Source organism: Mesorhizobium sp. CNPSo 4688 (assembly GCF_057784295.1).
In genome coordinates this window covers 1-22261 of record NZ_JBWLUY010000041.1, presented here as the reverse complement: position 1 = coordinate 22261, position 22261 = coordinate 1, and the positions used below count along the sequence as shown (strand labels likewise).

23 protein-coding genes and 3 pseudogenes are annotated in these 22261 nt (G+C 61.4%); 11 read left to right on the top strand and 15 right to left on the bottom strand.

From position 1 onward, the window contains the following. The first annotated feature begins 526 nt into the window (after nucleotides 1-526). A complete protein-coding gene (locus tag AC04SH_RS33525) occupies nucleotides 527-2296 on the top strand; it encodes an adenylate/guanylate cyclase domain-containing protein (RefSeq protein ID WP_488577952.1) in 1770 nt (589 codons plus the stop codon). A gap of 287 nt (nucleotides 2297-2583) precedes the next feature. Here AC04SH_RS33525 and AC04SH_RS33520 read toward each other — a convergent pair whose 3' ends face one another. From AC04SH_RS33520 to AC04SH_RS33495, 6 genes are all read right to left on the bottom strand, one after another. Then, complete coding sequence (locus tag AC04SH_RS33520; protein ID WP_488577951.1) at nucleotides 2584-4302, bottom strand: adenylate/guanylate cyclase domain-containing protein; 1719 nt, start codon at nucleotides 4300-4302, stop codon at nucleotides 2584-2586. A 608-nt stretch (nucleotides 4303-4910) separates the two neighbouring features. Then, nucleotides 4911-5291 (bottom strand): DUF427 domain-containing protein, encoded by a 381-nt coding sequence (locus AC04SH_RS33515; protein ID WP_477345267.1) that lies wholly within the window; start codon nucleotides 5289-5291, stop codon nucleotides 4911-4913. Between the two features lie 16 nt (nucleotides 5292-5307). Then, nucleotides 5308-5703: a nuclear transport factor 2 family protein gene (locus tag AC04SH_RS33510; RefSeq protein WP_488577950.1), complete on the bottom strand. Its 396-nt coding sequence runs from the start codon at nucleotides 5701-5703 to the stop codon at nucleotides 5308-5310. Nucleotides 5704-5739: 36 nt separating this feature from the next. Beyond that, on the bottom strand, nucleotides 5740-6486 hold the full coding sequence (locus AC04SH_RS33505) for an SDR family NAD(P)-dependent oxidoreductase (RefSeq protein WP_488577949.1): 747 nt from the start codon (nucleotides 6484-6486) through the stop codon (nucleotides 5740-5742). 12 nt (nucleotides 6487-6498) lie between these two features. Next, complete coding sequence (locus AC04SH_RS33500) at nucleotides 6499-7239, bottom strand: 3-oxoacyl-ACP reductase family protein (protein ID WP_477345262.1); 741 nt, start codon at nucleotides 7237-7239, stop codon at nucleotides 6499-6501. 58 nt (nucleotides 7240-7297) lie between these two features. Next, on the bottom strand, nucleotides 7298-8134 hold the full coding sequence (locus tag AC04SH_RS33495; protein ID WP_477345260.1) for an alpha/beta fold hydrolase: 837 nt from the start codon (nucleotides 8132-8134) through the stop codon (nucleotides 7298-7300). Between the two features lie 268 nt (nucleotides 8135-8402). Between AC04SH_RS33495 and AC04SH_RS33490 the strand changes: the two genes are divergently transcribed. Then, on the top strand, nucleotides 8403-9311 hold the full coding sequence (locus AC04SH_RS33490) for a LysR family transcriptional regulator (protein ID WP_477345259.1): 909 nt from the start codon (nucleotides 8403-8405) through the stop codon (nucleotides 9309-9311). A 315-nt stretch (nucleotides 9312-9626) separates the two neighbouring features. After that, a complete protein-coding gene (locus AC04SH_RS33485) occupies nucleotides 9627-10535 on the top strand; it encodes a helix-turn-helix domain-containing protein (protein WP_488577948.1) in 909 nt (302 codons plus the stop codon). 294 nt (nucleotides 10536-10829) lie between these two features. Here AC04SH_RS33485 and AC04SH_RS33480 read toward each other — a convergent pair whose 3' ends face one another. After that, nucleotides 10830-11570, bottom strand: coding sequence for a hypothetical protein (locus AC04SH_RS33480; RefSeq protein ID WP_477345565.1), 741 nt, complete (start codon nucleotides 11568-11570; stop codon nucleotides 10830-10832). Between the two features lie 8 nt (nucleotides 11571-11578). Next, the gene (locus tag AC04SH_RS33475; protein ID WP_477345566.1) at nucleotides 11579-12472 is read right to left on the bottom strand and encodes a thermonuclease family protein; all 894 of its coding nucleotides are present in this window, start codon (nucleotides 12470-12472) and stop codon (nucleotides 11579-11581) included. A gap of 250 nt (nucleotides 12473-12722) precedes the next feature. Between AC04SH_RS33475 and AC04SH_RS33470 the strand changes: the two genes are divergently transcribed. Next, a complete protein-coding gene (locus AC04SH_RS33470; protein ID WP_488577947.1) occupies nucleotides 12723-12884 on the top strand; it encodes a hypothetical protein in 162 nt (53 codons plus the stop codon). Nucleotides 12885-13330: 446 nt separating this feature from the next. Here AC04SH_RS33470 and AC04SH_RS33465 read toward each other — a convergent pair whose 3' ends face one another. Continuing rightward, entirely contained in the window at nucleotides 13331-14194 is an 864-nt protein-coding gene (locus tag AC04SH_RS33465; RefSeq protein ID WP_488577946.1) for a LysR family transcriptional regulator, read from the bottom strand. 108 nt (nucleotides 14195-14302) lie between these two features. Here AC04SH_RS33465 and AC04SH_RS33460 point away from each other — a divergent pair, with 108 nt between their 5' ends. After that, nucleotides 14303-14530: a hypothetical protein gene (locus AC04SH_RS33460; RefSeq protein ID WP_477345569.1), complete on the top strand. Its 228-nt coding sequence runs from the start codon at nucleotides 14303-14305 to the stop codon at nucleotides 14528-14530. A gap of 341 nt (nucleotides 14531-14871) precedes the next feature. Here AC04SH_RS33460 and AC04SH_RS33455 read toward each other — a convergent pair whose 3' ends face one another. After that, complete coding sequence (locus tag AC04SH_RS33455; RefSeq protein ID WP_488577945.1) at nucleotides 14872-15051, bottom strand: hypothetical protein; 180 nt, start codon at nucleotides 15049-15051, stop codon at nucleotides 14872-14874. Between the two features lie 306 nt (nucleotides 15052-15357). Beyond that, entirely contained in the window at nucleotides 15358-15987 is a 630-nt protein-coding gene (locus AC04SH_RS33450; RefSeq protein ID WP_488577944.1) for a recombinase family protein, read from the bottom strand. A gap of 224 nt (nucleotides 15988-16211) precedes the next feature. On the opposite strand from AC04SH_RS33450, the gene AC04SH_RS33445 reads away from it, so the two are divergent. Beyond that, the gene (locus AC04SH_RS33445) at nucleotides 16212-16937 is read left to right on the top strand and encodes an SDR family NAD(P)-dependent oxidoreductase (protein WP_477345574.1); all 726 of its coding nucleotides are present in this window, start codon (nucleotides 16212-16214) and stop codon (nucleotides 16935-16937) included. Nucleotides 16938-17037: 100 nt separating this feature from the next. Continuing rightward, nucleotides 17038-17412: pseudogene (locus AC04SH_RS33440) on the top strand (class I SAM-dependent methyltransferase); the annotation flags it as partial. Nucleotides 17413-17633: 221 nt separating this feature from the next. Here the strand turns inward: AC04SH_RS33440 and AC04SH_RS33435 are convergent. Beyond that, on the bottom strand, nucleotides 17634-18218 hold the full coding sequence (locus tag AC04SH_RS33435) for a PAN domain-containing protein (RefSeq protein WP_488577943.1): 585 nt from the start codon (nucleotides 18216-18218) through the stop codon (nucleotides 17634-17636). A 217-nt stretch (nucleotides 18219-18435) separates the two neighbouring features. Here AC04SH_RS33435 and AC04SH_RS33430 point away from each other — a divergent pair, with 217 nt between their 5' ends. After that, a complete protein-coding gene (locus AC04SH_RS33430) occupies nucleotides 18436-18594 on the top strand; it encodes a hypothetical protein (RefSeq protein WP_477345576.1) in 159 nt (52 codons plus the stop codon). Between the two features lie 323 nt (nucleotides 18595-18917). Next, nucleotides 18918-19091 carry a hypothetical protein gene (locus AC04SH_RS33425; protein WP_488577942.1) on the top strand — a complete coding sequence of 58 codons (174 nt, stop codon included), beginning with the start codon at nucleotides 18918-18920 and terminating at the stop codon, nucleotides 19089-19091. A 376-nt stretch (nucleotides 19092-19467) separates the two neighbouring features. Here AC04SH_RS33425 and AC04SH_RS33420 read toward each other — a convergent pair whose 3' ends face one another. From AC04SH_RS33420 to AC04SH_RS33410, 3 genes are all read right to left on the bottom strand, one after another. Next, complete coding sequence (locus AC04SH_RS33420; RefSeq protein WP_488577953.1) at nucleotides 19468-19731, bottom strand: hypothetical protein; 264 nt, start codon at nucleotides 19729-19731, stop codon at nucleotides 19468-19470. 393 nt (nucleotides 19732-20124) lie between these two features. Then, nucleotides 20125-20274, bottom strand: a complete 150-nt coding sequence (locus AC04SH_RS33415) for a KTSC domain-containing protein (protein WP_488577941.1) — start codon at nucleotides 20272-20274, stop codon at nucleotides 20125-20127. Between the two features lie 400 nt (nucleotides 20275-20674). Further along, nucleotides 20675-20959 carry a hypothetical protein gene (locus AC04SH_RS33410; RefSeq protein ID WP_488577940.1) on the bottom strand — a complete coding sequence of 95 codons (285 nt, stop codon included), beginning with the start codon at nucleotides 20957-20959 and terminating at the stop codon, nucleotides 20675-20677. An 85-nt stretch (nucleotides 20960-21044) separates the two neighbouring features. Between AC04SH_RS33410 and AC04SH_RS33405 the strand changes: the two are divergent. Together AC04SH_RS33405 and AC04SH_RS33400 are read left to right on the top strand one after the other, a co-directional pair. Beyond that, a pseudogene (locus AC04SH_RS33405) lies at nucleotides 21045-21913 on the top strand (ATP-dependent DNA ligase). 131 nt (nucleotides 21914-22044) lie between these two features. Next, nucleotides 22045-22261, top strand: a pseudogene (locus AC04SH_RS33400) (MFS transporter); the annotation flags it as partial.

Genomic DNA, 22261 nt, shown 5'->3' with positions numbered 1-22261 from the left:
CGGCAAAGATGGCCGCGAGGCGACGTTGGACGCTTCCTTCGGTCATGTAGCGCATTGCCTTCACAACAGGACAAGGATTGTACGGGCGACCGCCGGCCGAGTCCACGAGCCGGAACGTCGAGGATGGGTCGTCATAAGCCGGAATTCAAACTAAGACACTACCAGCGCGAGGGAGGCTTTGGTTGCGATGTACCCGAACGTGAACCAAGACCGCGCTATGTTTGCTTGCTATGGTGAAGCAGCAGCCGCTGGTGCGTGGGTCTCTCGTTGAGTGGGAGCGCCAACGGCGCAATACCTACTGGTTGTGAAGGTCTGATTTTGACCCAACGGCGAATATCGGCCGTTGAGCATGCCTTTGCGATCGCCTGAAAGCGGACGTTGGCGGCGACCACGCTGGAGGTCGCTGTTGGCCCATCAGCCGACATTCTGGTGGCATGGTTGGCGCGACCCCCCAAAGAACCGGAAGAGCGGCCTTGGATCGGTTGATCTGGGCGCATATGATCCTGACGCCTTGGAGGGGACTCGGATGGAAATCGGCCGCGTCGAGCGCAAGCTCTCGGCGATCCTTGCGGCTGACGTCGCCGGGTACAGTCGGCTGATGGGCGCCGACGAGGAAGGTACCCTCGACCGCTTGAACAGCCATCGCCGTGAGCACCTCGATCCCTGTATTGCCAGGCATCGCGGCAGGATCGTCAAAACGACGGGCGACGGGCTGTTGGCGGATTTCGCCAGTGTCGTCGATGCGGTGCGCTGCGCTGTCGAGGTGCAGGCAGGCATGGCAGAACGCAATGCCGCCGTTGCAGCCGACGAACGGCTCGAATTCCGGATCGGCATCAATGTCGGCGACATCATCGAACAGGACGGCGACGTCTTCGGCGAGGGGGTCAACATCGCCGCCCGTCTTGAGGGGATCGCGGAGCCGGGCGGGATCTGCGTTTCCGCACGCGTGCAGGAAGATGCCGCGGGAAAGATCGGCGGCCTGCGCTTTGAAGATATGGGCGAGCAGGCGCTGAAGAACATCTCCCGGCCGATCCGCGCCTATCTTTTGCGCCCGGATGGAGCAAAGCAGCTCGGCCCATCGCGTCCAACGGAGCGCCTGCCCGACAGGCCGGCGCTTGCGGTGCTGCCGTTCCAGAACATGAGCGGCGACCCGGAGCAGGACTACTTTGCGGACGGCATCGTTGAGGACATCATCACGGCGCTCAGCCGCTTTAAGTCGTTTGCGGTTATCGCCCGCAATTCGAGCTTCGTCTACAAGGGCAAGGCCATGGACGTGCGGCAGGTCGCCAGGGAGCTCGGAGTCCGCTACGTGCTCGAAGGCAGCGTGCGACGCTCCGGCGAGCGGCTGCGCATCACTGCACAGCTCATCGAGACGATAGCCGGGGCGCATCTTTGGGCCGATAGGTTTGATGGTGTCGTCGCAGACGTGTTCGATGTGCAGGACCGCATTGCCGAAAGCGTTATCGGCGTCATCGAGCCGCAGATCCGACAGGCCGAAATCGAACGCTCCCGCAGGCAACGCCCGGAAAGCCTCGATGCTTACGATCTCTACCTGAGAGCGCTGTCGAAGACGTACAGCGCGCGGCCCGAGGACAACGCCGAGGCCTTTGAGCTATTCATGCAGGCAGTCGCGCTCGAACCGCACTACGCGGCGTTCCTCATCGGTGCCTGTTTTGCCCTCGAGTTCCGCATTGCCATGGGCTGGCCCGAGCTTACCGGCGACGACCGGTCAGCTTGTCTCGATCTGGTGCGCCGCGCCCTTGCCGATCCGCAGGGCGATGCGACCGTGCTGGCGCAATGCGGACTGACGCTGGTGACCATGCGGGAGTACGACCGAGGCATGCAGATCGTCGCCAATGCCGTCGAGGCGAACCCCAACAGCCAGTTTGTGCTGATGGTCGCAGGCATTGCCGAACTCCATTGCGGGGATCTGGAGGACGCACTCACCCATAGCCGGCGCGCGATCCTCATGAGCCCGGGCGACCCTACGGCGCCGTGGCCCATGACAACGATTGCTCATGTGCACATGGCGCGTGGCAACTATGTCGAAGCGCTGAAAGCCGCGGAGCGGTCAATGGCGTTGAACGCAGGCCTCGACCCGACTTACTGGATGCTGATCGCGGCAAATGCACAGCTCGGCCGAATGGATGAAGCACGTCGCTACCTGGCAAAATTTCGGACACTCGCGCCCGACGTTACCATCGCGAGCATCAGGGCAGGACTGCCGGAATACGATCCATCGCGCATGGCAGCGATCCTCGAGGGCTTGCGCATCGCAGGGCTGGAAGAGGGCTAGCCATTGCGCGGACAAGACCCCCGTGGTCGAGGTATGATGCAGCTCCTCGGCGAGGGCGATCGCACACCTCCGAACGTCCATCGCCCATGGCCGCTTTGCGCCTCTTGTCGGTCACAAAAACTGCTTTTCCGGCTTCTCGAAAGCGGACATTGCAGGATCCATCATCAACGTACTCGCGCGCCATCAACAGACATTGATCGATGGAGCCCACGGGCATTGCCCTCACAGCCAAAAGACGAGCCTATGTCTCGACCAGAGCAAGCCGGCGATCCAGAACGATGCGCTCTTTAGTCGGGAAGGCCAGCCTTGCGGTAGCCTTCGACGAAGCGCTGGAGCACTTCCTCGTCGTCGAATGGCTGCGATGTCGCCCAGTGCCTGATGCTGAAATGGGGATTGCTCATCATGAAGAACTCCGCCTCCTGACGGGCTTCATCCAGGCGTCCGAGCTGCGCGAGGGCTGCCGCAAGCATGCGCCGCGACGTGGTGCGGTAGGTTTCCGGCTTGCGTAAAGCCTCGACCGCGGATTGATAGTCGCCGAGCGCATAATAGGCTTGGCCCGCCATCCAATAGTACCACCCCGGAGGGCGCGGATTGAGCCGCAACGCCCGCTTCACGAATTCGACGCCCTTGACCGCATCGCCCCTCAAGGTGATGAGATCCGAGCGCATCGCCCAGGCATCGGCATGATTGGGATCGAGCTTGAAAGTCGCCTCGAACTCTGCATCCGATTCCGCGAAACGCCGTTCGTGACCAAGTATGATGCCCAGCACCCACCGGTTCCCGGCATCGTTAGGGTCGAGCGCCACTGCCTGCTGCGCTTCCGCGAGCGAGCGAGGTTGGTTGGTTTCCTTCGGCTCGTTCCAGAACAGCCAGCCGAGCCAAAGATTGAGGGCCAGCACGCTATGCGCTTCGGCATAGTCGGGATCGAGTCTGATCGCCTTCTCCAGCAGCATGCGCGCTTCCTGCGCGCCTAACCCGGTCTGAAAACTGACGCCGCGGGCTTGTACACAGAGGTCATAGGCTTCGAGACTCGTCGGCCGTTTGCGCGCCGGCTGTCCGGCCAATCGGCCGACAAGGGCTTCGACGATCTTGGCCGTGACCTCGTCCTGCACTGCAAAGATATCCTCGAGGCTGCTGTCGTAGCGCTCGGCCCAGATATGATCGCCGCCGATCGCGTCGATCAGCTGCGCATTGATGCGCACGCGCCCCGCGGCGCGCCGGGCGCTGCCTTCAACCACATAGCGCACCCCAAGATCACGCGCGGCCAAACGCACATCGACCGACCGCCCTTTGTAAGCAAAGGTCGAGTTGCGTGCGATGACGAAGAGGCCGGCGCAGCGAGACAGGTCGGTGATCAGGTCTTCGGTCAACCCGTCGACAAAGGTTTCCTGCTCCGGATCGTTGCTCATGTTGGTGAAAGGCAAGACCGCGATCGAGGGCTTGTCGGGCAATTCCAGCAATGCCAGTCGCCCGACCGGAGCGGCTCTCGGAAGCTGCAGGTTGACGCGATAGCAGTATATCGGCTCGGCTATGTTCTTCACCCGCTGCTCGCCCATGGGCTCGAACGCAAACGCCAGCTTCTGCCTGACCTCCTTGGACACCTTCTCCGAAACGCAGATGCCACCGGGCTCGGCGAGTTGTTGGAGGCGCGACGCTACATTCACGCCCTCGCCATAGCGATCGTCCCCTTCGACGATCACTTCCCCAAGGTTGATTCCGATCCGGACTTCGAAGCGCTGGTCTTCGGCGGCGCTCGCGTTACGTTCCGTCATGCCGCGCTGAAGCGTAACCGCGCATTCGACCGCATCCACCACGCTACCGAACTCCGCCAGCAGGCCGTCTCCCATAAGCTTGAAGATTCGCCCGTGTCGCGTCGCGATTTCCGGCTCGAACAACTCTTTGCGGCCCCGTTTCAGCCGGTCGAAGGTGCCCGCTTCATCCACCTCCATGAGCGCCGAGTAACCGACAACATCAATGGCAAGGATGGCAGCGAGCTTCCGCTCCATGTTGAGCCTCAGTAAAGATTCAGGACTCGCAAGCCGCAGGTCAGAGGCAGGCAGGACCGGCGCCTCCGGCCTTACCGGCCTATGATACCACAGATCACGCCTCTTGAGACTATGGCTCGCGCGACGCACCAGCTCTCCTGCCGCAGCGCCACTGACGCGCGTCCGACCCATCCCGCTGCTTGTTCGCAGCAGTGCCCGCGCAAACCGGACTGTGACCCCTTCGCGCCTATCTCGGCCATTCGCCGCGGCATACATCGATCCTGAAAGCTGCCATTGGTTCAGCTATGGTTGATGGCGTCCGTTATTAAGTGGTACGGCATCCGCATATCGCTCAAGGCGAACTGGCAGGTCGGCATGTACGAACCGAGGTAAATACCGCCCCGACCCGAAACCTTGTTCGACATCTTCACCGCCGTGCGGACGTTCTATCGCGACGTGCTCTATACCGGGGCCGGGCCACGCCTCATGACGCGGCCGAACCCAGAAGCAATGCAGCGGTGAGCATGAGGTGCGACACGACCGGCATCGTCTGGGAAAAGCGCGTGATCATCGAGTCCTTCGTGCGAGGCAGTTCGGGCGTTTCGGAGCCAGACGCCGCCCGATGCGCGTCAGGCGGCGCGCTCCTCGATCGCGTCGACGCGATCGGGATAGAAAGCGAGGTGGTCCCTGATGGCAGAAACGCTGTCGTATGGTTCCTCGTAGGTCCAGATCGCATCCACCGAACGTGTGCCGCCCGCGGGAATGCCGAAATAGGACGCCTCGCCCTTATAGGGGCAATAGCTATGCGTGTCCGACCGGCTGAGCGCCGCCATGTCCACATCCGCGCGCGGTATATAATGGACGGCGGGATAGCTCGCCTCGCGCAGCGTGAGCGCGCGGGTGGTGTCGGCGATAACCTTGCCGCCGAGCGTCACGATCACGCGGCTGGCATTGGGGCCGATCGTGATCGGATGATCGGGTCCGGGAATCTTGATTACACGTTCGGACATGAGAAATTTCCCCGATTCAGGCTGGAAAGGTGCTGCCGAACATCGGCAAGCCGCTTTTGGATTCGGCCGCGGTGGCTTCGTCCTGCAGTACGTCCCAATGTTCCTTGAGCCTGCCGTCCTCGATGCGGACGATATCGGCCGCCACCCAGGCGGCCGGCAGGCCAGTGTTGGTGAAGCGGCCGTGGAGGATCACGAGATCGCCCTCGGCGACCGCCATGTCATGTTCGTAGCGCAGGTCGGCGGGGGCCGCGCGGATCAGATCGAACAGCCCGTCCCGGCCCGGCGCGATATGCGCGCTATGCTGGATATATTCGTCCGACCAGAAGGCGGCGGCGCGCGCATAATCGCGCCGGTTGAACAAGGCGTCGAACGCCTCGATCACGAGGGCCTTGTTCCGTTCGGGCGTCGTCATGCTGGCCTCCTTCAATGCCGTTCCACCGTGCGGGATTCAGAGCTTCGAGCCGCCGTCAACCCGCAACGTATCGCCGGAAACCCAGCGCGCCGCGTCGGAGGCGAGGAAGGCGATCGCGCCGCCGATGTCGTCCGCCTGGGCGACGCGTTGGAGCGCCTGGATGCCGAGCGTGAAGTCACGACCCTCATCGGTCTTGGCGAAGCTCGACATGTCGGTCGCGACCACGCCCGGAGCGACCGCATTGACGCGGATGCCTTTGGGCCCGAGCAGAGCGGCGAAGTGCTTGACCAAAGTGTCGATCGCGCCCTTGGTCGCGGCATAAGCCGGCAGCACGCCGACCGAGGCATGCGCTGCGAGCGACGAGGTGAAGATCACGCTCGATCCCTCGCGCAGGATGGGCAGCAGTTGCTGGACCAGGAAGAAGGGCGCGCGGACGTTGACCGCGAACAAGCCGTCGAAATCCTCGACCGTCGTCTCCTCGATCGAGACCGCCTTGGCGATGCCGGCATTGGCGACGAGGATGTCGAGCCGTTCGCCGGCGATCTCGCGGACCTTGCGGGCGAGTTCGACCGGGCCTTCGGGCGTGGCGAGATCGGCGCCGATCGCCTGGGCCCGCCCGCCGCTGGCGCGGATCTGTTCGACCACGGCGTCCGCCTCCGCGGCGTTCTTTCCGTAGTGGACCAGGATCTGCGCGCCGGCTTCGGCGAGGGCCAGGGCGGCCGCGCGGCCGATGCCGCGCGACGCGCCCGTGACGAGAGCAGTCTTGCCGTTGCAGTTCGTCATGACCCGTCCTCCTCAGGCGTTGGTGCCGCCGTCGACGGTAAGGCTTGCGCCGGTGATGTAGCCGGCTTCGGGACCGGCGACGAACGCCACCATCGCGGCGATATCGTCGACATGGCCGTAGCGCTTGAGCGCGGTGTTCGCGATCTGCGGATCGGCCCAGTCGCCCACGGCGGGGTTGAGATCGGTGTCAATCGGACCCGGCTGGACGTTGTTGACGGTGATGCCGCGCGAACCGACCTCACGCGCCAGGCCCTGCGTGAACATCTTCACCGCCCCCTTGGTCGCCGAATAGGCGACCAGACCTGGCGTCCCCATGCGTTCACCGACGCACGACCCGATCGTGATGATGCGGCCCCCATCGGGCAGATGCTTGAGCGCCGCCTGGGTGGCGATGAACACGCCGCGCAGGTTGATGTCGATGACACGGTCCATCTCCTCCAGCGTCGATTCCTCGAACGGCTTGGGGATAGCGGTGCCGGCATTGTTCACGAGGATGTCGAGCCCGCCCAGAGCGGAGACGGTCTGCTCGACCGCCGCCTGGACTGCCTTGGCATTGGTCGCGTCGGCCTGGATCGCGATTGCCTTGCCGCCCGCCGCCTCAATCGCCTTCATGACCTGAGCTGCGGCGTCCGCGCCCTGGGTGTAGGTGATCGCGACGCTCGCGCCATCGGCGGCGAGCCGCTTGGCGATGCCCGCGCCGATACCGCGCGAGCCGCCTGTAACGAGGGCGATCTTGTTGGTCAGATTAGTCACGGAACATTCCTTTCAACGTTGGGGTGCCCCGCGGCCGTGCCGCGAGGGGGGTGAGGTTTCACTTGTCGAGAAACAGGGTGGCCTCGGCCACGAACAGCTCGGGATATTGATAGATCGAGCCGTGGCCCGAATCCGGGTAGATGATGAGCTGCGCGTCAGGCAGATTCTGCTGCAGCGTTAGCGAGTGCACGGTCGGGATGATCGCATCGTCGCTGCCCTGCACGACCAGGACGGGCTGCTTGATCGACTTCAGGTAAGCGAGCGAATCCGCTTCCGGCGAGATCCACTTGCCGACCGCCTCGCCCTGCGCGGCAATCGTCTGCTCGCTCACCTCCGGATCGCGATCCTTGCGGCGCCACTTGCGCTCGAGGAACGCGAGACCGGCCTTGCGGCTGGTTCCGGTGTTCTTGAAGTGGACGTCGAGCCAGAGATGTTCGGGCGGATCATAGCTGCCGGCGAAGAATTCCGCCGAGCGGCTGAGCGTCATGTCCATCCCGCGATGGCCGGTGCCGACGAGGATGATCTTGCGGACGAGATTACCGCCCTGGAGCGCGGTCTCCTGCGCGACGAAGCCGCCGATCGAGATGCCGAGGACGTCGACCTGGCTGAGGCCCAGCGCGCGGATGAAAGCGATCACGTTGGCGCCCATTTCCTGGAAACTGGTCGGTGTCGCTCCCGACGAACTGGAGACGCCGGCATTGTCGAACAGGATCACCTCGCGGGTCTGGGCCAGGCCGTCGGTCACGGCCGGATCCCAATAGTCCATCGTACCGGTATAATGCTGGTTGAAGACGATCGGCACGCCGCCCGCCTTGCCGAAACGGCGATAGGCGAAGCGGATGCCATTGGCCTCGACATACCGGGTCGGGGCGGTTTCGTGCGTGTCGGCCGTCATCGTTCTTGCCCTTGCAAAAAGGAGCGGCGGCAATCGCCGCGCGTCCAAAAATCCGTCCTGTTCGAACCCGATCGCGATATTCCCGAAGGGCATCGCCAGCTTCTGAATTCCTTTGCTGAAGGACAGCCGGCCGCTCTCACCGAAAGCCGTTGTCGGCACCGTGACGCACTGTCCGACTGCACTTCGATGTTGCGTATCTAGGTATTTGTTGCGGCAACGAAAAAGACTTTGTATGTCATGCAGCCATACCTGCTAGGCATGGCTTGAAATGGAACTGCGTCACCTCCGTTACTTCGTGGCGGTCGCCGAAGAGGGCAGCCTCACCGTCGCCGCGGAAAAGCGGCTGCACACGGCGCAACCGTCGCTCAGCCGCCAGTTGCGCGATCTGGAGCTCGAGGTCGGCGCCCAGCTCTTCACGCGCGGCGCGCGCGGCGTCGAGCTCACCCCGGCGGGGCGCGCCTTCCTCGATCATGCGCGCCTGGCGCTCGGTCAGGCGGCGGAGGCGGTGCAGGCGGCGAGGCGGGCGGCGCGCCCGGCGCGCGAGACCTTCTCGGTTGGTTTCCTGACGGGGCAGGAGGTCGACTGGCTGCCGCACGTGACGCGGATCTTGCGCGGACAATTGCCCAATATCGAGTTCAAGGTGACGAGCCTCTACTCGCCGGATCTCGGCGACGCGCTCCAGAGCGGTGAAATCGATCTGGGCTTTCTGCGGATCGAACCCCGGCCCGACGTGTCCTATCGCGTCATCGCCAAGGAACCGCTCGTCGCCATATTGCCCAGCGACCATCGCCTCGCGGCCAAAGATGCGGTCGATCCCCGCGCGCTGGCGGGAGAAATCTTCGTGGGCTTTTCGGACGTGCCCCATGTGTTGCGGGACGTCGTCGATACCTACCTGCGGCAGTGCGGCGTGGATCTCACGCCCAGCCACCATATCGACAATTTCGCGATGGGTATTTCCCTCGTCGCCTCGACGCGGGGGGTGGCCCTGCTTCCCGCTTATGTCGAACCGCTCCTGCCTTGGTCCGTCGTCAGCCGGCCGCTCATCGGCGCGCCGCCGACGATCGATCTGGCGGTCGGATATCGGGCGGATAATCCGTCGCCCGTGCTGCGGGCGTTCCTTGCCTGCATCGATCAGCTCATCGCGGCGGGGCCTGCTGGACAACGGACGAAACCCTGACACCAGGTCGCGGCGCCGAGCGCCCGCAAAATCCCCTGGATAACCTGAACATCGCATGCCCCGCAGGCTCATCGGCGACAGGTCGATCATCAGCGCAAGCCTCCGAGTGTCCAGGACTGGGGAAGGCGCCCTTCCCCATCAGGCTCTGACCGGAACCCGTGGGTCTGGTCGGGATTTGGCAATCATTTCCCACGCAGCGCGGGGCGTCTTTCACGAAGGTGCTGCAGATTGTCAGAAATTGGCAAAAAGCGTATTGGGGAGGACGTCGGTAGCTGCGGGCAATCCGTCGGATATCCGGCAAGCCGGGGACTGCGGATGCCAGTCAGCGACAGTTACGGCGAGGCCTTTGGCAGACGGCTGAACGCCAAGGTGAGTTCATTCGTCACCCGCGCCTTGCCGAGGTCCACGATCGCGGTGACCGAACTGCGCTACGACAATCCACAATTCATCCTGTCCACGCCGCCGATCGAGGAGGATGCGTTCCTCCTGGGCGTGCATCTCAAGTTTTACGAACGATACGAATATTGGGAGAATGGCAGAGCGGCGCCGGTATCCTCACTACGACCCGGCGAGACGATCATTTACGACATCAAGCGCCGGCCGACCTTTCACCTCAACAGTTCGTTCCACTCCGTGCATTTCTATCTGCCCGCGGGCGCGCTGAAAGCGGTCGCCGATGAGGCCGAAGCGCCGCATATTCACGAACTTCGCTACAAGCCGGCCGTTAGCCATTCGGATGCCTTCTCGCGCGGCATGGCTGAAGCCCTGCTGCCGGTCTTCCAGACGCCGGATCAGGCCAATCAGGTGTTCGTCGATTACCTCATGCTCGCAGTCGGGCATCATGTGGCCAGGACGTATGGCGGCATGATCCCGTTGGTAAAGCTGGTCGTCGGAGGGCTCACGCCGCTGCAGGAACGGCGAGCCAAGGAGCTTCTGCGGGCAAATCTCGCAGGCAATATCCGCCTGGCCGACCTGGCAAAGGAATGCGGCCTGTCCGCTTCGCAGTTCAGCAGGGCTTTCCGAAAAAGCGTGGGGGTTCCGCCGCACCGGTGGTTGCTTCAGGAACGTATAGAGCGCGCGAAAATCTTCCTGCGCGAAACCGAAACATCCCTCGCGGGAATCGCGTTGGCCACCGGCTTTTCGAGTCAAAGCCACTTCACGCGGAGTTTTTCCGCATGGACGGGGATAAGCCCGGGGCTGTGGCGCCGGTCTGTCTGCACGTAGCCGGCATCCTTTCGCTTCCATGGGCCCGCGGGAGGAATGTGACGGACGCATATGTTATCAGCCGCCTGTTCAGGGCGCCGAAGCCCCATTTGACGACCGCTCGACAGCTTGGAGGGCCTCGCGAGCCGCACGAACGGCAACTTTTGACGCTACCTTCCCCGAAAGCGGCCAGCCCGCAAACGGCCCACAAGCGGACATCTCGGCCGGCTCGAGGCGGCCGCCGTGATCGATGCCCAACCAGCCTCGCTTTACCGCCTGGGTCGGCTGCGAATATCGCCCCCCGTGGAATACATCTCAAAATGTGACGTGAGCCACAATCTTGGCGGGCCTTGCCGTGGGAACTTCCGTCACGATCGGAACCCGGAAGGCCCTCAAGTTTCGCGCTTTGGTGGTTGATCCCGGTATGGCTGCCTCCGCAGCAGCGATGTCCTTCGCGCTGACTTGAAGCAACTGACATGCTCCTTTTTCATCCCAGAGGTTCTTCGCAACCACGCTCCCAACGGCACCTGTAATGGCACTTGGCGCCACATCGTCGGGAGCTACCTGTCGGGCTTTGATCAGCGCTTTGATCGCTTCACCTAGAATCGCGGCAGAATCGTCGAATTCGATTCCGCGAACTTGGTCAAACCGGCTCTCTGTGCTGCCGTCTACTATGCAGTGATGAGCGATAAAGACCCAATCATGGACCATATAGGCAGGCGCGTAGCCCCAAGGCGATAACCCCTTGAAGACCTGTGCGATTTTCGGGATCGATCCGCCGTCAGTGTACATGAGACCCGGCTGGATTGTACTCCCCGGGGAAGATGGATCTGAGCGGTGGAAGATCAATGGATCCCGTGGGTCGGGCACGAACAGAAAATTTCCGTCACCCGAATTGTTGCCCTCTCCGACCCACATGACGAACAGACTTCCCGATAGTTGGCCGGTGACAAGTTTCTGGTAATCGACCGAACTGCATCCAGCCGCCATGGCAACGAACAATGCCAATAGGCCGAAGGTAGTTCTTGTCAGAACACTCGCCGCATCGATCCTCATACGCCCCCTTAACACTGCGATTCACAAGGAATGCCGTCCTTGTCGCGGTCGAGCTTCCCGCCCCACGAGCAGTTGGCCAGATACCAGTTTGCTTCCTCGCACGAACTGATCTGTGGGCAGGTTCGCCGCGGCTGGCAGGAATAGCTCTGCGCCACTTGGTTGTTGATGATCCCGAGGGGCTGGGTAATCGCTGGTGCCTTGTCTGCATGCCCCGCACGCCAATCCCAAGGCGCTTGAAACTTTCCGACCCAGAGTCCGACCTTTGCCGCCCTTGCCTTCGCCTGTTGCCCTGCATAGGCCCCGAGGCTGTAGCGGGGCCAATCCAGCGCGTGGCCGTGCTCCACCATCCAAGATGCCACGCTGGCGCCGTCAGCACGCTTGCAGTCGCTGACGAAGCGGCCATAGCGGTCCCAGGAGACGAAGGAGCACTGCACGGGCTTGGAGGTCGCAAGGAACCCGTCGAGCGCCTCGGCTGCTCGTCGGCCGCAGGGATACTCGAACCCTTTGGCGTCATCGCAATACTGCTTGCTCTCGGGGGCGTCGATGCCATTGAAGCGGATGCGCTGCCCGTGGATCTCGATCGTGTCGCCGTCGATCACAGACGCAATACCGGCGATCGAAGCCGGCTTCGGGCCGAACCAGTTCGATGGATTGATCTCTGGCAAACTTTCGCTGTGCTGGATGGCGGTCTGTGCGACTAGAGCGCCGGCCGCAACCGCAGTCACCAAGATCAGACGCAGCGGCACGCTCGCCCATCGGCGCGCACGGCTATGCCTGGCACCTGTTCGCTTCAGCCAGTCGTCAGAGCGATTGTCGTATCGGTATTTGTCCACGCCCTCTTCCCCGAAGAGAGGATGCGACTGTTTCGACAAAGAGTCCAGAAGACGAATGGCATCGCCCAATGAACGTTACCTAACGACCTGGAAAGCACGTGTCGTAAACCGTTGATTCAACCATTGCTGGTATGAAATGGGTGTGTGGGAGCGGCTCCGACAGTGCGGCTGGGGGGTGCTATGCCGGAGCCGCCTGCGCAGTCAAGTTGGGGTTTAACCGCGCCGTCCTATTTTGGGACAGCGCGGTCAATGATCCGTTAAAATTTTCCGGAACTAATCAAGCGCATGCTAATTAACTCGCCGGGTTGTGGGTGTGTTGATGCTGCGTTTGAAGTTCGTCGAGCCTCTGTTGCCGACCCTTGTCGAGAAGCCTCCCGATGGCGACGACTGGATTCATGAAGTCAAATTCGACGGCTACCGCTCTCAGATCATCATTGACCACGACGTGCGCATCTTCACGCGCAACGGACTGCTTGGCTGAAAGCAAAATGCCATGCCATCGGCGAGTTCGATCTGTTGGGGTGGAGCGCGAGGCCGGCAAGCCAGCTTTCGCCCTATTGGCCGAACGAGGCACCGGGCGCTATGTCGGCTCGGCCTTCATCACCTTGAACCGGGATATGCGCGAACGGCTCTGGAAGGGCGTCCAAGACCACGCCGGCACGGCGCCGAAGGGAATGAAGCGGCCAGCCACGCAATGGGTCAAGCCCGGGCTCGTTGCCACAGTGAAGCACCTACGCGGCGAGGAGGACCGCGGCACGCTTCGCTGCAGGATTTCCGCGAGGAAGCTTGAGGCCCTTCCAAGCGCCCAACAACGTATTTGGGGGAGCCCGAGGAGCATGCTACCAGCCCCGATTTTCGTTCGCGCAAAAGCGACGGCCAATTGTACGGCCCGAGGACGCTGACAAGCTCGCCAGCTTGTCCGATCGGTTAGGCAATCGCCGACCGCGCAAACGCATTGCGAATTGCCCGCGCCATGGACTCGACGGCCTCTCCACCCGAACGCATGTTTTGGTGCATTACCACCCTTGCGGCATCGGTATCGCCGAAGCCGTCCGCCAAGGTGAGTTCCCGGCAGCCGATGGGAATGTTGCTGCGCGAGAACGGCGCGATTGCCAGCCCGGACTGGACGGCGACCCCGAGGTTTCCGATGGTGGAGCACCGAACCGCCACCCGGTAAGGCAGGCCCCGGACGTCGAGCAGCCGAATGGCGAAATCGGAACATTCCGGGTCGTCGGAGATAGCAATCGGGATAGGCCTTTGTTCGTGCAGGGCATGAGCATCGGACGTGATCCAGACTGTGGGATCGGTCATCAGAACCTCGCAGCCGGTGAACTCCTGCCACTCGAAGACGACCGCCAGGTCGAGCTCGTCAGCCGCCAAGGCCTGCTTGTTTTGCTTGGATCTGCCGTAGCGTAACGAGACCTCGACCTCGGGATGGACCTTCGCGAACGCTTCAAGCGCGGGGGGCAACACGGAAACACCATACTCCTCCGGAATCCCGAGGCGAACCCGGCCGATGAGCGGCGGTGCGCCCATAGATGCGGTCGTCTCGTCGATGAGCGAGACGATGCGCCGGGCATTCGAAAGCAACTGATCGCCTTTCAGCGTCAGCGCGACGCCACGCGGACCACGCACGAAGAGCGGCGTGCCAATCTCCTCCTCAAGCCGCTTGATCTGCATGCTGACTGCGGACTGCGTTCGATGCACGGTCTCCGCTGCCCTGGTGAGGGTACCGGTGTCGGCGACGGCGAGGAAGGTGCGCAGCAACTCGGGGTCCAGCGGGTGGAGCATTGCCTGCCTTGGGTATCACGGTTGCTGATAGCTGCAATCATCACAATTCACTTCTCGAATGTCAAACCGGCTTGTTATCTTCCGCCCATCGATCTTGTGGCGGCTACAATGACCAGTGCAGCGGCACCCCTCTTGAATGTCCAACCTCCGTCTCGCCCCGCTGACGAGACGAACCGGTCGACGTCCCAGGACGACCCGGAGGTCTATATTGACATTCTCGCTAAGCATGACGACCACCTGATCCGCGATATCGGCCGGACGCGGGAAGACCTGCTGGGATTGGCGAAAGCCTTCTGGTCGGAGTGGTTGAAACAGAAAACGCCCTGGCAGCTTTAGTCCGGCGGCTGCGTTATGCGCGTCTCGCCGAGGATCTCCCACAACTGTGGAACGCGTGTGTGATGTCGTCACGGGAAACCCCGATGTCGCTGAGCATGTCGTCTGGTGACTCGCTGAGCTCGTCGGTTGCCTTCAACTGCGCCTTCTGTTCGGCTCGATGATGGAGCCAATCGGCAAGGGGACCAACTACGATAAGAGGAAGGTTCAGGAGCATAGGAAGGTTCACAAGCATCGGAGTACTCCCTTCACCGCTGCAGGAAACTACACGCTGCAAGCTAGGCCGATGCGTCGATGCGTCTGTGACAAAATTCACAGATGCCTGAGGGTGGCGGGCTTTTCGTTTAGTGGAGGCTAACAGCGATCAGCGAGCATACCTCATGCTCCCGGCTATCAATCTCGACAGTCCAGTCGTCGCCGCGCTTGTGCCACGAGAAATCCGAAGCGCGCAAAGCCTCGCGAAAAGTCTCCGGGTGAATGCCCGCAGCGTTCGCCATTTTTGCTGCGTTAGTCAGTTCGGCCATGCCAATCCCAGTGCTCGGAAGGGCACAACGCACCTTGCCGCCACGGGTTCCTGGGACGGAATGGAATCGCTGTCGGAGGGAATGGCCGGTGCGACCCGGGGCTCTCGCTTGGGGGTACAGGCCGAACCGGTCACTGCGGGATTGATCGATCTCCTCCCCGCACTGCCCAAGGTATTACATATTAGCAATTGCGCAACTAACCCTATCGGCCTACCCCAGCCTCAGGCGAGGAATGACGGCTTGGTTTTTCCCGCTTATCAAAGCTCACCTAGAGCGCGCCAGGATGTTTCGGACGTTCGAGACCTCTCACTGTCCGCCGCGGGCTGTTCGAACGCCTCGGTTATTCAAGGCAGTTGCCACCCCGCGCAGGCTGGCAATGCCGCAGCGACGGATGGATTCGATAACCGGAAGGACGGTTTCGGCGAAACGATCGGCAGCCTCCACCGAGATCTGTCGCCCCTTGGCGGCCGCCTGCGCGGGATTGGTTGGATTGCCGAGTTTCCTGCCGGTCATCTTGCGAGAGGCGAGCGCGGCCTTGGTGCGTTCCGAGATGAGACGCCGCTCCTTCTCGGCCAGTGCCGCGTAGAGGTGCAGCATGAAAGGGTCGGCATCAGCTCCGAGCTCGGCGACGATGAAAGGAACGCGCTGAACCATGAGTCCGGCAATGGAGGCAACGTCACGCGACAGCGGATCAAGCTTGGCAACAATGACCGGGCATTTGGCCTGGCGCGCCTTGGCGAGGGCGGCTGCCAGCTGTGGGCGCCTGTCCAGGGCATCAGAACCCTTGCCGGTCTCGACCTCAGGGAAATCGTGGAAGATCGCGATGCCTTCGGTTTCGGCGAAGCGGGCGACTGCTGCACGCTGAGCGTCGATGCCAAGCCCCGAACGACCCTGCCTCTGCGTTGAAACGCGATAGTAGGCAACGGCGCTGTCCATGGCTCGGTTCCTCTGCGGGTGTTCAAACTGCAAACCACCGTTTGCAGTGTGCTCACTCCGATCAAATACGCAAGCTAACGCTATGATGCGGCTGCATTTTCCGCGATCTCCTGGCTTGTGGTCACGCGGTTCTCTGGAGGTGCCAAAGGAGGAGTGTTCGTTATCCCGCCGCCCTGCTATTATTGCTCGTCTAGCAAAAAAGACCTTTCGATGGAGCGTGTGTCGTGCCCGTTTCATATGACCTAACTGGAAAGACAGCCGTCGTAACCGGCGGGGCCAAAAGCATCGGCAAAGCAATTGCAGAGCGACTCCAGTCCTCTGGTGCGACAGTGCACGTGTGGGATCGAAACTCGAGTGAACTGAAAGGCGCGGTATCAACACAACTCGACATCACCAAGCGCGATCAGGTTAACCAAGCAATCAGCGAAATAGTTAGTCGCGGCGCGCGTATCGATGTTTTGGTCAACAATGCGGGTTATCTCGGGACGCTTCACCCATTCGATGATCATGAACTCGCAGACTGGCGAAGCATTATCGAAACAAACCTGATCGGCACCATGCAGGTAACGCAACTGGTGCTGCCACATATGCGCCGTTGGGGCGGCGGGCGCATCGTGAATATGGGATCGCTAGCAGGCAAGGAGGGTCTAGCCAATCTTGCGGCTTATTCGGCATCAAGCGCAGGCATCGTCGTCTTCACGAAAGCTCTCAGTCGCGAAGTTGCGGACGCCAACATACGCGTTAACTGCGTCGCCCCGGGACCGATCGACACCGACATGATCCGAAACCTCGGAGCAACCGCAGTAGAAGCCATGATCGGCGACAGCCCGATGAAGCGCCTTGGTAAAGTGGAGGAGGTTGCACACATGGTTGCCTGGCTGTGCTCGGATGCCAGCGATTTCAATACCGGTGCCGTTTTCGATATGTCTGGTGGGCGAGCCCGCTATTGAGTGCAAAATGTGTCGGCCGAAGCCAATCCATTAGGGCAAGGGTGCGCCCTTCCAATAATCTTTGGGTGACCAGGACCATCGAACACGCTTGGAGGCTTCCTTGACTTCTACATTCAATGTCGGAAAAGCCGGTGGCTATGAGCAACTGATGGGCGGGTGGAGCAAACAGCTGGCACCGCTATTTATCAATTTCGCCGGATTGTCTGACGGTGAACGAATCCTGGACGTTGGATGTGGTACCGGCAGTCTAACGTTTGCCCTTCCGAAGGCGGACAATGTGCAGGAAGTTGCAGCGATAGATTTCTCCCCGGTTTTCGTAGAAGAAGCTAACCGGCTCAACACCGACCCGCGGATCCACATCCAGCAGGGCGACGCGACCTCGTTATCGTTTCCCGACGAATACTTCGATCGAGCCCTAGCGCTGCTTGTTTTGCATTTCGTTCCCAAAGCGGCTCGGGCGATCGGAGAGATGCGGGACCGTCAAATAAGGCTACGGTTTCCTCCTTGCTGCCGCCAAGGATGCGATAGGCTTCAACAGCTGCACAGCGCCCGGTATCCGCTGTGCAATCCAATGATGGACGGCCGCTCGTCCGCATGACCTGTCGCTACTATTGTGGATCACCTGCGCTTTGCTGGCGTTCGCCGGCTCAGTTCCCGCAGTGGGTACTATGCACGTGATGTAGGACCAGAGCTAATTTAACTGCGAGTCTCCTTAACGCCCGACACCACGCCCTTGAATGGAGACGATGAGGTCACGGTGTCGAGCATTGCGCACATTTTGTCCGGACCGTCAAAATTGAAGCCTAGACATCTCTGATCAGCGGCGCAGGCCAATACGCAGTCGGCATAGCCGCTCCGCACATTCGCGTAAGCGCCCCCAACGACTACGGTGTCCTTGCCGAAAACGAGGGTGGAGTACTGGAGATTCGCCTTGATTGCTCCCTTCGCCGCCATCACTGCGTCAGGACTCCTAACCAAAATTGACCCGTTACTCTTCATGAAACAGGCGGAGTGCTTCTTATCGTAGGTGAGTGCTAAGCAGCGGCGATCTGCTTCGCATTGGGCCTGGCACTGTTTAAGCGAGACATCCCAAGCAGGCATACCCGGCAGATCGTTTCCGATCGCGTCCCATCCTTCCTGCTGTACAGACAGTTCTTCGGCCGCGGCGGTTGCTTCTTTTCGCTTATTGTCCATGTCGAAATCGCTTGGCGCGAAACTTACCTCGTCCAGCCAGGGGCAACGGCTGGCGAGTTCTCGCGCCGAATTGTCGTCAAGGCCCACTGATGAGAGTGTCTCAATCGATGATACCGGTGCCTGCGGCTTCGACGTAGGTGAGGGTCTGTTGGCAAGACTTACCTGAACCTCGACTCCGGTGTTTGCCTATAGCAGGGCAAAGGACGGTCCGTGACCGGGATCACGGAACCCAACGCCTGGTTCCGCTTTTATGGCCCCATAGCAACCATGACGCGGGCATGGCGGACTTTAGGGGAGCGATCACATGACCCGGATGATGCCGGTGACAACCTACATCGTGAGCGTGTTTGAGGCACCGAACTGGCGGATCGTCTTGACCACGACAGACATAAACAAGGCTCTGGCCAAGGCAAAGGAAATGGGCGCCCAGGCGCGGGTCGAGCGGCGCGTTCAATACAGTTAGCCCCACTGTATCCGGGGGGCATTGCCAGATCATCCGGGCATGAAGGCAGGGACCGCCGGCTCGCAGCGTTCGCACTGGTCTGAAATTCCGACAGGGGGGATGTCGCGGAAATAGGCCGCAATGGCTTGCGCGGCGCGGCATTGAGGCGAGTCCGAACGCCAACGGGAAGGCCAAGGGTGCGTGAGTGGGTGGCCCGGCTCGGGCTTCCTTGACGGGGGAGCACGGGTGCCGGGCCTCACCGGCGCGGCCTTTGATGCAGCACCGGCTGGTGGAGATCTATACGCTTCTGCTAATGTAAGCGGAACACGCCCAAAGGGTGGAGCATGATCGACAAGCCGGCAACAACCTATCTCGTCAGCGTGTTCGACAAACCCCACTGGCGGACCATACTGACCACCAAGGACAAGGCCGAAGCGGAATCGATGGAAAAGGCGATGGTGCAGGACGGAGTTAAGGCGCAGATCGAGGAGATCACGCCGAAGCCGAAAAGGCGCTAGGGGCAAGCCGGCTCCCCCAAAAGGGAGCGCTTGACCATTCCATCGAACGGGAACATCGTGCCAGGCGGAGCGTAGCAACTCCCGCGGTTGGCCCTTGCCGGGCCATTGGCATGCCGGTCGACTGGCAGCCGCTGCCCGAAGAGTACCGCCTCGAGCGGGAGCGGGCGGAGCAAGACGCCACGGCGAGACACCGCGCACAGTCGGCAGAACGCTTCCTGCGAGCCACAGCGGGGCGCCAGAACCCGAACGGCACATCGGGGGTGTAGTGGGCGCCGCCTCCCAGCGCATCAAAGTGATCGAAGACACGCTGCGAACGCATGGTTTGATGAACTAAGGCCGCGCCGTTTATACAGACCCTTAGGGACAAGAATGGCTTCTAATGTATTTTCTGGTTTTCGGACCAGTGCGTTGCCGGAGAGCCTGGGTCCAGATACCGGCCGATCGCGCGTAGGTAGGCGACTATCTCGGGCAGCAAGAAATCGCGATCCCCAAACTCTTGCCCTATGCGCGCAAGTTCGTCCGCTGCCGCTACCATCTCCTCGACCTCACCGAGTACGTAGCCACGGTGACCGACGGCGCAGATATCGCATCCGGCCTCGATTACCTTGTTGACGAAGGCCGGTATGTCGCTCGCCTTCATTAGTCGCCGGTTACGTGTCATCAAATATGCCTATTCGCTGCTTTGAGGCGTGGCCCATTTCTTGTCGGCGCAGGGCGGCCCAGCGGCATAGGGGCCGGGACTTGGGGCGTCTGCCGCTGGGCCTGACCAGTCTGGCTGGAACGAGGCGCGGTGCTGGCTGACTTAAGAATGAGCGCCATCAGATTTTAAGGCAATTGGCATCGCCGCATACGTTCGTTCATCGAGCTTCAGCCAATTTGCTTAGAGGCAACCTGCGTTCGACCTAAGTCTTGCGACGAAGGGAGCCGCGCGCGGCAAGCGACCAAGCCCGCGCTGCGTGAATGGGGCGACGGTCGGGCCCGCGCTCCCTTTCGATAAGCAGCGCGGGCCGCTTACAATCGAACCTTGTTTCAATCAATCCTCCGACGCGCCTAGTGCAAGCCGGAATGCGTAGCGGTTGCGGATGTGGCTGTTGAAGTAGCGACCCTTTGCAAAGGCAGATTTGAACGCGACAAACGCCTCAAGCGGCACGTCCAGAAATTCGTATTTCTTCCCGCTTGCCACAAACCAGACCGAGAGAACCCTGTGTTCGGGTCATAGTCGAACTTGTGTCGACGGCATGAGGTGCGTACCTCCGCAATCGTTCCTAGTTGTCCAGTTCAAGCGGCTCGTGATCTGGCTGTTCGTGCCACATCACCTGTAGCAAGTCGCGCCAAGGTAGCGGCCGAGGCGGAAGACGCCTCTCATCTACTAGCTCCAGCGCTATATTTTAGTTTAGCAATATCTCCGTAGCAGCTTGACAACCTACGATAGCGCGGGCCAGTTTCTGGCGTTTGAGGGATCAACCGGGGGATACCCATGAAGAAGACCTACGAGAAGCCTGTGCTGATTCGCGGGCAGAGGCTTTCCGCCATTACCGCTGAACCAACTGCGTCTGTAGTTGTTCTCCCGCCGCCGAGCTGACCTAAACGCGTAATACAAATCTTGGCATTGCCCGCTGGCTCTGTCGGCGGGCTTTTGCGTTCAGCCCTTTATGCTGGGCTCCGGCCGCTTCTCCGCCTGGTCGAAACGATAACCGCTGTACCGTGGCGACGATAGCCGTTGCCAATGCTTCGGCCTCGTGGATCAAGTCCGGTCCATAAATCCCGTTGACCATTTCCTCGCTGGGCAGCACATCGGGCGGGCAATTGTTTTCGATTGTCTCTCTGATCAGCCGCAGGGCTGCCCGGCATTCTGGATCGTTCTTCATGGCGATTCGAACATCGACGCTCGGTAAAAGTTCCGGAACCATTTTAGCTAAAACTAATTGAATCGCGTAGTTGCGAGTCCGTTGTATGCGTTTGAAGTTCGTCGTGCCTCTGATGCCGACCCTCGTTGAGAAGCCTCCCGAAGGCGATGGCTGGATTCACGAGGTCAAGTTCGACGGGTACCGCTCGCAGCTCATCATCGACGAAGACGGGACACGCATCTACACGCGCAAGGGCCATGACTGGACAGCAAGTATCGCGACCTGGTGAAGGAAGCCGCGACCGTCGGCGCCGAGAATGCCATCATCGACGGCGAGATCATCGTACTCAACGACAAGGGTCTGTCCGACTTCGCAGAACTGCGGAAGGCCATCACGCGCCGCCAGCATGAGCTCTATTTCGTGGCCTTCGATCTTCTCCACCTGAACGGCCACGACCTGCGGGACATGCCGCTGGAGGACCGCCGCGAAATCCTGGCCGAGATGATCCCAAGAGGCAGCCGCATTCAATTCAGCGAAGCTCTGCCGGGCACCGGCGCCGCGGTCTTTCACCTTGTCGACAAGGCCGGGCTTGAGGGCGTGGTGTCGAGACGCAAGGACAGCCGGTACCGCAGCGGGACGTCGACCAACTGGCTGAAGGCGAAGTGCCACGCGATCGGCGAGTTCGATCTGCTCGGCGTCGAGCGTGAACCAGGCAAGCCAGCCTTCGCGCTGCTGGCCGAGCGCGGCACCGGGCGCTATGTCGGCTCGGCTTTCATCACCCTGAACCGCGAAATGCGCGAACGTCTATGGAAGCGTGTCCAGGAGCGCGCAGGGACGGCGCCAAAGGGCATGAAGAGGCCGGCGACGCAATGGGTCAAGCCGGAGCTGATAGGCCGTGTGAAGCACCTGCGCGGCGAGGAAGACTTGCGGCATGCGTCGCTGCAGGATTTTCGGGAGGAAGGCAAGCCCATTTGATGTTCACAGCTTCATGTGCGCCGCCTTGATCGTCAGCGGCAAACCCTTAGAGGGGGTCACTATTGGACGCGAAAACCGCCCCTCAGGGGGTCACTATTGCGCGCGAATTTACAGTCAGACTGAACCGGCTGATGGCGGTTTCCGCACTGCTTGCCGCCGCCGCCAATGCTTGCCTGCTACTGCAGCCCGGCCCTCTAGGCATCGTCGCTGCCCGCATCCTAACCGGCGTTGCGTTGGCCGGTGTCTATCCGCCCGCGCTGAAGCTGGTCTCGACCTGGTTCATACGAGGCAGGGGACTGGCGCTCGGCGCCGTCATCGGTGCGTTGACACTGGGTTCGGCGCTGCCGC

Coding starts and splice junctions, on each gene's coding strand:
- AC04SH_RS33510 (WP_488577950.1), bottom strand. CDS start 5,703: ATGACGACGCCCGAACGGAACAAGGCCCTCGTGATCGAGGCGTTCGAC.
- AC04SH_RS33450 (WP_488577944.1), bottom strand. CDS start 15,987: ATGGACAGCGCCGTTGCCTACTATCGCGTTTCAACGCAGAGGCAGGGT.
- AC04SH_RS33465 (WP_488577946.1), bottom strand. CDS start 14,194: ATGCTCCACCCGCTGGACCCCGAGTTGCTGCGCACCTTCCTCGCCGTC.
- AC04SH_RS33490 (WP_477345259.1), top strand. CDS start 8,403: ATGGAACTGCGTCACCTCCGTTACTTCGTGGCGGTCGCCGAAGAGGGC.
- AC04SH_RS33495 (WP_477345260.1), bottom strand. CDS start 8,134: ATGACGGCCGACACGCACGAAACCGCCCCGACCCGGTATGTCGAGGCC.
- AC04SH_RS33430 (WP_477345576.1), top strand. CDS start 18,436: ATGACCCGGATGATGCCGGTGACAACCTACATCGTGAGCGTGTTTGAG.
- AC04SH_RS33505 (WP_488577949.1), bottom strand. CDS start 6,486: ATGACGAACTGCAACGGCAAGACTGCTCTCGTCACGGGCGCGTCGCGC.
- AC04SH_RS33410 (WP_488577940.1), bottom strand. CDS start 20,959: ATGAAGAACGATCCAGAATGCCGGGCAGCCCTGCGGCTGATCAGAGAG.
- AC04SH_RS33460 (WP_477345569.1), top strand. CDS start 14,303: ATGACCAGTGCAGCGGCACCCCTCTTGAATGTCCAACCTCCGTCTCGC.
- AC04SH_RS33425 (WP_488577942.1), top strand. CDS start 18,918: ATGATCGACAAGCCGGCAACAACCTATCTCGTCAGCGTGTTCGACAAA.
- AC04SH_RS33455 (WP_488577945.1), bottom strand. CDS start 15,051: ATGGCCGAACTGACTAACGCAGCAAAAATGGCGAACGCTGCGGGCATT.
- AC04SH_RS33515 (WP_477345267.1), bottom strand. CDS start 5,291: ATGTCCGAACGTGTAATCAAGATTCCCGGACCCGATCATCCGATCACG.
- AC04SH_RS33470 (WP_488577947.1), top strand. CDS start 12,723: ATGCTGCGTTTGAAGTTCGTCGAGCCTCTGTTGCCGACCCTTGTCGAG.
- AC04SH_RS33485 (WP_488577948.1), top strand. CDS start 9,627: ATGCCAGTCAGCGACAGTTACGGCGAGGCCTTTGGCAGACGGCTGAAC.
- AC04SH_RS33480 (WP_477345565.1), bottom strand. CDS start 11,570: ATGAGGATCGATGCGGCGAGTGTTCTGACAAGAACTACCTTCGGCCTA.
- AC04SH_RS33525 (WP_488577952.1), top strand. CDS start 527: ATGGAAATCGGCCGCGTCGAGCGCAAGCTCTCGGCGATCCTTGCGGCT.
- AC04SH_RS33420 (WP_488577953.1), bottom strand. CDS start 19,731: ATGAAGGCGAGCGACATACCGGCCTTCGTCAACAAGGTAATCGAGGCC.
- AC04SH_RS33520 (WP_488577951.1), bottom strand. CDS start 4,302: ATGGAGCGGAAGCTCGCTGCCATCCTTGCCATTGATGTTGTCGGTTAC.